Annotated in this window: 5 protein-coding genes and 2 pseudogenes; 4 read left to right on the forward strand and 3 right to left on the reverse strand. The window is 60.9% G+C overall.

What is annotated here, in order from left to right:
• Window positions 1–383, forward strand: a pseudogene (locus AB0I43_RS40630) (integrase core domain-containing protein); the annotation flags it as partial.
• 170 nt (window positions 384–553) lie between these two features.
• Here AB0I43_RS40630 and AB0I43_RS40635 read toward each other — a convergent pair.
• Together AB0I43_RS40635 and AB0I43_RS40640 are read right to left on the reverse strand one after the other, a co-directional pair.
• Complete coding sequence (locus AB0I43_RS40635; protein WP_357434269.1) at window positions 554–5716, reverse strand: caspase family protein; 5163 nt, start codon at window positions 5714–5716, stop codon at window positions 554–556.
• Window positions 5694–6047, reverse strand: coding sequence for a hypothetical protein (locus AB0I43_RS40640; protein ID WP_356981549.1), 354 nt, complete (start codon window positions 6045–6047; stop codon window positions 5694–5696). The genes AB0I43_RS40635 and AB0I43_RS40640 overlap by 23 nt, the downstream gene beginning before the upstream one ends.
• Window positions 6048–6694: 647 nt before the next feature.
• Here AB0I43_RS40640 and AB0I43_RS40645 point away from each other — a divergent pair.
• Genes AB0I43_RS40645 through AB0I43_RS40655 form a run of 3 tightly spaced genes read left to right on the forward strand, consistent with a single transcriptional unit; the run spans window position 6695 to window position 8415 of the window.
• The gene (locus AB0I43_RS40645; protein WP_356981550.1) at window positions 6695–7534 is read left to right on the forward strand and encodes a hypothetical protein; all 840 of its coding nucleotides are present in this window, start codon (window positions 6695–6697) and stop codon (window positions 7532–7534) included.
• The gene (locus AB0I43_RS40650) at window positions 7527–8039 is read left to right on the forward strand and encodes a hypothetical protein (protein ID WP_356981551.1); all 513 of its coding nucleotides are present in this window, start codon (window positions 7527–7529) and stop codon (window positions 8037–8039) included. The genes AB0I43_RS40645 and AB0I43_RS40650 overlap by 8 nt, the downstream gene beginning before the upstream one ends.
• Window positions 8029–8415 carry a hypothetical protein gene (locus tag AB0I43_RS40655; protein ID WP_356981552.1) on the forward strand — a complete coding sequence of 129 codons (387 nt, stop codon included), beginning with the start codon at window positions 8029–8031 and terminating at the stop codon, window positions 8413–8415. The genes AB0I43_RS40650 and AB0I43_RS40655 overlap by 11 nt, the downstream gene beginning before the upstream one ends.
• Before the next feature lie 414 nt (window positions 8416–8829).
• On the opposite strand, the pseudogene AB0I43_RS40660 reads toward AB0I43_RS40655, so the two are convergent.
• Window positions 8830–9205, reverse strand: a pseudogene (locus AB0I43_RS40660) (integrase core domain-containing protein); the annotation flags it as partial.

The raw sequence follows: 9205 nt of genomic DNA on the forward strand, positions 1-9205 counted from the left end.
CCTCGGCGGTCTGGTCGAGCGCTCGATTACCGCCGATCGGCTTATCGACGAGCTTGACCGTCTCGCCGTCGACCGCGGCTATCCAGCCGTGCTGCGCTGCGACAACGGACCCGAGCTCGCGGCGGCAGTGATGGCCGACAGGGCCGGTGAACGAGTCGGTCTGGCGTTCATCCCGCCTGGTCAGCCCCTGGCGCAACGGCTACATCGAATCGTTCAACGGCCGCTTGCGCGACGAATGCCTCAACATCAACAGCTTCTGGTCCCTGACCCAAGCCCGTGTGGTGATCACGGACTGGAAAGGCGAATACAACCACCGCCGAGGACATTCCGCGCTGGGCTACCTGACCCCCGCCGGATACGCTGCAATCTGCATCCACCGATAACTGGCTCTCACACGCGGCGGACCGATCTCCGGGGTCCCCTCACAGCGTCGCCGGGCACCAAGTGAGCGGTGACGGAGTATTATCTGCCACGGGTACACAGCCGAAGATGGGGCTGTCCGCCTGAATGTTTCCTATGTATTAGGCGCACTGACGACGGGCGGGTCCAGCCGTCACGAGGAGACGAACTGCCGTGCGGCTGCGATGCGTTGTTCGGTGACGCCGAGCCATTGACAAGTTTTCTCGGCGTATCGCCCAACCACGGCATTGTCGGATGCGGCCAGTATCCACAGGCTGTCGGGTACTACTGCAGCCATGTAGTCGGGGCAGGAACCCAAGCCCTCGCCGTCGATCGCGTCGGTGCGTAGCAGGGTCTCGAAAGTCTCGAACTTGTCGATTACCGTGCGCACCGAGGTATTCGCCTGCGCGGCAAGCACCAGCGCGCCGAATCGTCCGAACCGACCCCTGTTGGCCGCAGCCTGCGCGCCAACGGCGCAGTAGAATGACACGTCCGAGTAGACGGGGATGAGGTCGCCGCAAAATCTCCGGGCCACCTCCAACTGCGAAATGCATTCCTCCTGGTCCAGATTCAACAACCATGCCGCCCAGGTTGAGACGTTGTCGATGATGTAGCCGATGGAGTTTTCCTGCTCCTGCGCGGCCCGGCAGATGGCCATGCCCATGGGCTCCCTGGCCAGCCGGCGTGCAAGTCCCACGTCGGATTTCCCTGGAACAAACGAATCGAGTCCGGCCGGCAACGGCCCGCAACCGGATAAGACGCCAAGGGGAGCGAGCCCATCCAATGCCTCGACCACCGCGCCTAGCGGCAAATGTTCCGCAGCTGCTACGGTCATGACATGCTGGGGAGGGATCGGAATCACGATCGGCTTCTTGTCTCGCCTATCCGGGAAGTTTCCGAACGCTCCGAGCGAATGGTCCTCCGTGGTCAGCAATTCCATCTCGAGGTCGGTAAACTGATGTGCATCCAAGGTTGCCGCATCGCATTCGGGGAGCCTCACTCCCAGATATTCGAAGTGACGCAACCGTTCGAATGTGAAATCCAGCGTGACATTCTCACCCTGCGCGGCAAGTTTGAGTTCGAGCGGTGAGAATCTTCTGCGCACCAATGAGCGCTGCCCCAGGCCGTCGAGGATTTTGTCCTGGTATCGACTGTTGTCTCCGACTCTGCTGCGCATCAGCTTGACATCCAATTCCGTTGGAACGATTGATGGAATGGACAGGTCGTCGATGCTCCGCTGCTCATCAGTCAGCCCAGGGAACGAGACGATGGCGCGCGTGGCCGCCTCCAGTTCCTTCTCCTCGAGTACAGCGAAGAACAGTGCGTGGCCCAGCAATTCGTCTCTGGTGGAGGGACTGTCAGAAATGAAGCCGCGCCGAAAGACCTCCTCGTCGATCCAGGGCTGGCGTTCGTCGAAATTGGCTGACCAGCCTTTCAGCATCATCTCGTCGGAGGTGCCGAGATCGACCGACTCCAGCGACCGGAGGTATCTGTCCATTCCGAGAGGTGCGTATCGGGCGATCGTCTTGACGATCTCGATTGGCCCCATATCCGCACGCCCCGCAGCTCGCATGAGCGCGGCGCGGGTACCACGCCCATAGCGAAGCTCCCAGCCGTGGTCATACTCGTCGAACCCGAAGAAGCGCACTTCCCGCGCGGATGGAACATGCTTCGAGCTCGATCCCAGCGTTTGGGAGACCTTGGGCGGGTCGGCGCCGAGCCGTGCCAGTAGCCTCTCCAAGGCTTCGCACGCCTCGGCGAGCGAAAGGCTGAGTTCCTGACTCACTGGTACTAAGCCGAGAAAATCCTCGACTGAAACGGTCCGGTCGATACTCCACGCCTCGCCGAGTGCGGTGACGAGCTGGCAATCCCGCTGGTCGGGAATGTAGTCCAGCGAATCGGGCGCGATAGCGGGCAGGCGTAACAAGGCGAATCGAGTGAATTTCGCGAGACGCTGCACGCATTCGCCGAGCGGCGTCTGGGTTCTCGCCGCTCCGTGTATCAAGGCGACGACATCGACCATGGTGCTTGAGCCTGCACCGGAATCCCACAGCAACGATGTATTCAGGATGCTCGGTTGCGAGGCGAGTAATACGGCGTCGACGGGATCTGGATTCGGGATTCCCTGCAGAGTCTCCGGCTCCCACACCGGGAAGCGGTACTCTTCGGGCGTTTCGATGGTTTCGACCAGCGCTCGCCCGACGTCGTCGTTGCTCTGCGTCCACCCTTCGAACAGTTCAGGTAGGCATTCGAGCCATACTCGCCGCCGCCAAGGGCGCAGACAGGCAGGGAACCGGACATGCGGGCCCCAATACGAGTCATGTTTCCGGCGGACCTCGGGCACCAAAAATTCCGGATATCGAGTTTTGACGTTGTCCCCGAGCCCACTGACGAGGTACTTGTCTCCGGGGAAGCAACCGACCTTCCGGATATCGACATCCCGGCCCCAGTACTTGCTCTGGCCGAGCGGAATTATCGGTCGAATTTCCTCAATACGTTCGAAGAGTGCCTTCCCATACCTGGGGTAGGCCTCAGAGAAGCTCCATAGCCAGCGGAGTGACAGACCATCCCAGTTCGCCAGCGATTCCGCAGCCCCGGCGGTCCTGTCGAGTACCCAGTCCACATCCCAGTGCACGACATCGTTTCTGTCTACGCGAAGCATGGGTTTGTGGTCACCGTGCAGGGTCGCCATTGTGCCGAACAGCACGGCCGGGGTCAGCAGTCCGTCGGCTAGCACCGGTGCCTCGTACGAGGCCCACCAAGCCTTCGACTCGCCGTCGACCCATGCCGCCGTATGGGAACTCGGCGATTCGGGTGACAGCTCACCTGCCGCACGCACGACGTTTTCGGTGCCCTCAGATATCTCCAATTGCATGGGCGCGAAGACGACGAATTCATCGATGAAGTTGCGCAGCTGCAGCCGGCTTACGCTGCGATATTCCGGACGCAGATGCAGTCGTACGGCGGTGCCGCCTTCGGGCAGCAAGTTAGGGATGGAATCGTCGGCGAATACCCGAGCCACACCGGAACCCGCATTGATGAGCAGGCGCAGTCCGTCTCCGAACGAACCGTCCGGAGCCTGGGGCCTGGTCAGCACCTCCACAGCGTCCGCCAGCATGAAATAACTGAACGCGCCGATGCCGAACGTACTGTTGGGCGTAAGGCGTAGGGTCGGGTCTTGCTCCAGCCAGCTGGCTTGTTCATCAATGAACGTGGCCGTCTCGACGAATCGTGTTCCCGCGTTCAGGAAACAGTTCTCCAGCACTGCTTCCCGCATGCCAACGCCATTGTCGATGCAGTCCAGGCGCAGCAATGACCCACTGTCAGAGTAGATCGACTCGAACTTCACGGCTGGTGTCCACTGCGACAGCGGGACACCGCGCTGGCTCAAGTAGGTATGTCGCAGTTCCCGGTAGCGACATGCGTCGAGCGCGTTCTGATACATTTCGCGCATGGCGAGGCGTGGCTCCCCGTACAGCTCCTCGCCCATGAGCAGTTGCCGGATTTTGCCGCTGTTCATTGTCAGCCTGGTGATCGGGCGCCGGTATGCGGGACGGCCCTCGACCAGACGCGGACCCACGCCGTCGGCGAGGGCCTCCAAGAGCACGAATCTGCGCAGGCATTCGGCCGTCCGGGTGTTGGGCAGTTTGTCCCTCGTTCGACGGAACTCCTCCACGTAGGAGCGCAGCGCCTCCTCGACCGCTGGGTCGAAGCAATTAGCTACCAGTACGAGATCGCCGTTCTCGGCCAGTGCCCAGCGTGCGTTCTGCAGATCCCGCTTCAGCGGCTCCACCTCGAACTGGGCCACGATCCCTAGTTGCTCGACCAGTTCTCGGCCGTAGCGGTAGACATCAAAATGCATTTCCCGGAGTACGGTGCCGAGCTCGTAGACCATGTGCCAGCGCAGGTATTCCACTCGCCCCGAGTGGATGGAGGTGTACGCCAGGGAATCGGTCAGGGCGCTGGTGGGGTAGATCGATCGCTGAATTCGCTCGGCCTCCACCAGGAGTCGTGCGGCAAGATGCTCTCGGTCCCCAAGGTTTCGAGTGAGTAGATCGGCGAATCGCGACGCGGTGGCGACGACCTCCGGATCCTGCCACCCCGTTGTGGTTGTCGACAGTGCATGGCCCGCTATCCACTGGCTCACCGCGGCACGGATGGGCTCGCGACTGTGTGGGTCGACCGACCGCTCGACGAGACGTTCGGTCGCGGCGTGCGCAGCAATGAACTCCCTTGGCCAACTATTGTTCTCGCGCATAGTGGCGATGCTGGGCAGAGCCTGGATCGCGCGGTCCAGTCGAACCTGGGTCAAGAGCAGCGCGGCGTAGGCAACCGCGATCTCATCCGGCGACGGGTTTACTTCGTCGATGGTTGCCGTCAGGATCGTAGCGACGTTCTCAGCGAATCGCTCTGGGTTGACGTCGATCTGCCATTGTGCGGGTGCGCCACCAACCTCCTCGGCGAATCGCACGGCGGCGGAAATCTTTTCGAGTGTGCCGACGTTAAGGCCGCGGCGTTGGGCTGCGGCCGCCGTCGGTGCCGGCACCTCCCGCTGACGCATACCCGCTTCGGAAACGTTGTGGCACAGAGGCAGTTTGCCCGCCATCCCCGTGGCAAGAATCTGCGGTTCCGGTGCCTGGATGGCGCGCATCCGGCGGGTGCACTCCGCAAAGATCTGATCGACATCGAGAGTCGGCCCGGCCTCGGCTATACCCGACTCGATCGTGGACAGCAGGCAATCGGTGAAGGTTGTGCGCCGCGCATTCGAAGGAGCCAGGGCGATGCTGTTCTTGGGGCTTGCGGTGAGCACGACGCTTCCCGATATCTCAAGCTGTGCGAGCACTGTTGTTGCGTCGGCCCCCATGCCGATCGCCTGACCGCTGAAACAGCAATCGAGAATGACGATCTTTAGTTTGGCATGGCTTTTCAGCACACAAGATTTGAGCGCCTCCCATCGAGTCGAGTTCCGGGCGGCATGGTGGTAGGTGCTCTGAGGACCGGTCAGCAGGAGTTCGCCGTTGTCGGCGAGTAGTCCGTGGCCAGCGTAATAAACGATGAGCGTTTCGGTGGCGTCGGCCGCTATATCGGCGATCCGCTCCAAAATTATGTGCGGCGGCTCTTCATCCAGGATGCGGTGGATCTTCTCGATGCCGATACCGACGTAACGCTCGTCGGAGAGTAGGCGTTCGAGGTCCACGACATTGGCTACGACACCGCGTAGCTCCGGAAGGGAGTCGGTGTCTCTGGGAAACCTGCTTGCGCCCATCAAAACCACGGAGGCTTTGAGTACCTCGTCAAGCGGACTCTGGCTCATCATCCACCAATCTCGCTATGGCCTTGACGATTTCGTGATCGTCGTCAAGGTTCTCGGCCGAGAGGCGGACCTTAGTTCCGTCGGGTGTCTCCACAGACACGGTGACCTGAGGTCGGCGGTAGCGGATCCAACTCCCAAGGCACGTAACCAGACCTCCAGCACCAGCAGAGGCCAATGCGATCTCCAGGTACTCGGCGAAGCCCATAGAGTCCGGATCGGCGACGGGAACTCGTTCGGGATGTAGGTTCGGGTCCTGTTCGTTTGTCATCCAACGGAGGAGATCGACCAGGTCTTCGGATACAGATGGATTGATCGTGATCTTTAGCTGACGCATTCGGCCGAGCCTCCTTGGATCTGGAATCCATGCTCGACAGGAGCGGACCCCTTGCGACGCATTCGATTGACGATCATACGCCGAAGTTCCCAGGAGTGGCCCTCTGCGAAAAATGAAGACAGTACGGCCGTCCAGCGTGAAACATACTGACCACTAGGTTTTGGTTCGCCGACTGCGGACCGGCGGGAATAGTAGAACGCGTTTTACTCTATGGGGACATTGATTACATAGGCTCACCAGTTGCGCGATCATGGACAGAGGCGGACGTGCTAGAGGCGTTGGCGGCCGACCCGGTCCGAGGCCGGCCGGCGTCCGCTCGATCGTGCGCTCCGTGGCTGAGGTTCGCTGAGGGAAGGGGTTCGTGCACGAGCAACCACGGGTTCCCGCCGGGGAGTTCTTGATCGTCAACCAGGAGGGATGGGTTGGGACCGAAGACCCCGGTAGTGCTGATTGGGAGTTCGGTTGCCGGGTGGCCGGCCGGGCGACCGATCGGACGGTTTGCGCAGGTGAAAATTGTGTGTTCGTGATCATTACCGAACTGGTGTGCATGCCTCAAGTCTCGGCGGGAAGGGTTCTGCGGCTGTGCCGGATCGTGCGAATACTGCGCTTCGCGGACGAAAGATGTTTGGCTCGTGTACCTTCCGATCGTGCTGATGTGGGAAGGTGCCATACAGGTCATCCGGGCGAGTGCGTCGGTGCCCACATCGCTGGACCTGCAGTCGAGACGATTTCACTTTTCCGGTCGGCTGCCCGTCGTGATCACCGGTAATGCCGGGTCCGGGAAGACCCGACTGTGGTCCACACTGACCCTCGAGAACGCGCAATCGGTGATGAGTGTGGCACGCGATAACGGCTACATGGTCAGCACGATTAACAACACCAAGCGGTCGCTGGCTTTGACGACGATTCCGGGGCAGGCGGCACGACCGCGCGCGATCGCCATGCGGATGATGTTCGGAGAGGAGACTCGTGTCGCTGGGGTGGTGTTCATGGCAAGTGCAGGCTTCGACCACATTTGGCCCACCTCCTCTGATGTGGTCGCCTACGACCTGCGCAGGGATTCGAAATTCGATCTGGATGGCATGATCGAGCGCAACCAGATGGCGGAGGAGCAGAACTTCTCCGAGGTGTGCAGGGAGATTCGCGCGAAGGTTGCACTGACAGAACGCACTCCAGAGATGGCTCCACGGTGGCTGCTCGTGCTGGTCAACAAGGCCGACTTGTACTGGCCTCGCCTTCCGATTGTGGAAGGCTACTATCTGCCCGGCTCAGACAGTCGATTCGACCGTCACGCGAAGCGGCTGCTGGATGATGTGGGCCACAGCCGCCTTCAGTATTACGTTCTGCCTGTCGCGACCGAAATCGCTCCGTACAGTTTTCAGTCTTCGCATGGATCGATCACCGCGCCGTCGGCACTGAACGATAATCAGAGGGATGCGTCGATCAGGAACCTCATCGAGAACCTCGGAGAACTCTACGATGTCTAGTTCACGTACGCCGCGCGATGAGGGCGACGAGCGGGAGGTTCAGCGGCTGCGAGAGTGGCAGATGGCCGATGGTCACGATGTCGAAAACGCGCTGCAAGCAGCGGAGCGGATGCTCGGTGAGGCCGACGAGCGACACCGGCACGAGGAGAACAGAACTTTCACGATCTTGTCGTTGATCGTGGGTGTGGGACTCTCGCTCGCGGCGTCGCTGGTGGTTACGGTTCGCTCGCTCTCGACGTTGACGTTCGCAGTGGTTCCGATTGTGATTTCGGTCGCGATCTTGTTCGCTCTCATCAGGGCGTTGTTGGGGCAGATGCGGCGTCGTAAAAACGACTTCACTTTGCTGCTTGCCGCGGAGCTCGCGTCGATCGTCGGTGAGTCGTATGTCGGTATCGCAGAACGGGAGCATTGGAGCGAACTACGGCGGCAATCGACCCGGCTTCGCCTGCATGCGTTCCCACAATATGATCCGATCAGGCGAAGGGTATCGAGCGGTGAGTGGTAGCTCGGACAGTCGTCGACCTGTCGACAGCTTTCTGCTGGTGTTGGGTACCACTGCCGATGCGCTCAGCATCCTCACGTTCGTCGGCATCCCGACCAGTCAATACGCGCTGCGGTTCGGTGTCGTTCTCGCACTCAGCGTCGTAGGAACAGTCTTGGTGGCGTCCAGCCTGTTTACCGCGGTGAGGCGTCTGGTGGTGTTCGACGGCAGCTACTACACGGTAAAGTTTCACCGAAACCAGATCGTCAAATCCGTTGTCACACTAGTGGGTAGCGTGGTTCTGGCAGTTTTCTTGCTGCTCAACATCCCGCACAATCAGCCGGCGAACCCCCCTCCACAGCCGTCGTCTTCGACGCCCCCTCTTCCGGGGGCGTCGTGATCGTGTTGCTTGTCCGGGCGCGTGCTACACAAATATCGACCCCGGAGAGCATGAGTGGAGCTACACCGATAAGCTGCGCGCCTATTTAACGCAACTCCAGGACGTGACCCAGACACGGGCATCATGCCGTTGATTGCGTGGATCCACACCACAGACTCGCCTTCGGGGCGTCACACCCACCCGTCCCGCGCCGCAGATTCAAGGACTTCATGCCCGAACTGGCCTAGCAGGCTGTAGTGAGCATCGACCGGAAAGATAGTCTGTCCCTGCGGAAACGGCGCTGGGCCATCGTAGGTGAGTGAACCAGTGATGCCAATGGGAGGAACCCCCGACAGCAAGGCCTCATAAAATTCCTCGAGCTCTTCATCAACGTGACGGGACCCCGGGCTTCGGTCCAGCGGGTGTGAGAGCCGGTTATCGATGGATGCAGGTTGCAGCGTATCCGGCCGGGGTCTGGTAGCCCAGCGCGGAATGTCTTCGGTGGTGGTTGTATTCGTCTTTCCAGTCGGTGATCACGGCGCGGGCTTGGGTCAACGACTAGAAGCTGTTGATGTTGAGGCATTCGTCGCGCAGGCGCCCATTGAACGATTCGATGTAGCCATTGCGCCAAGGCTGACCGGGCGGGATGAACGCCAAACCGACCCCAGCCCACTCTGCCATCACCGCAGCCGCCAGCTCAGGGCCGTTGTCACAGCGCAGGACCGCCGGATAGCCGCGATAGATGGCGATGCGGTCGAGCTCGTCGATAAGCCGGTCGGCGGTAATCGAGCGCTCGACCAGACCGCCGAGA

The organism is Nocardia sp. NPDC050435 (assembly GCF_040655395.1).
In the GTDB taxonomy this organism is placed as follows: Bacteria; Actinomycetota; Actinomycetes; order Mycobacteriales; family Mycobacteriaceae; genus Nocardia.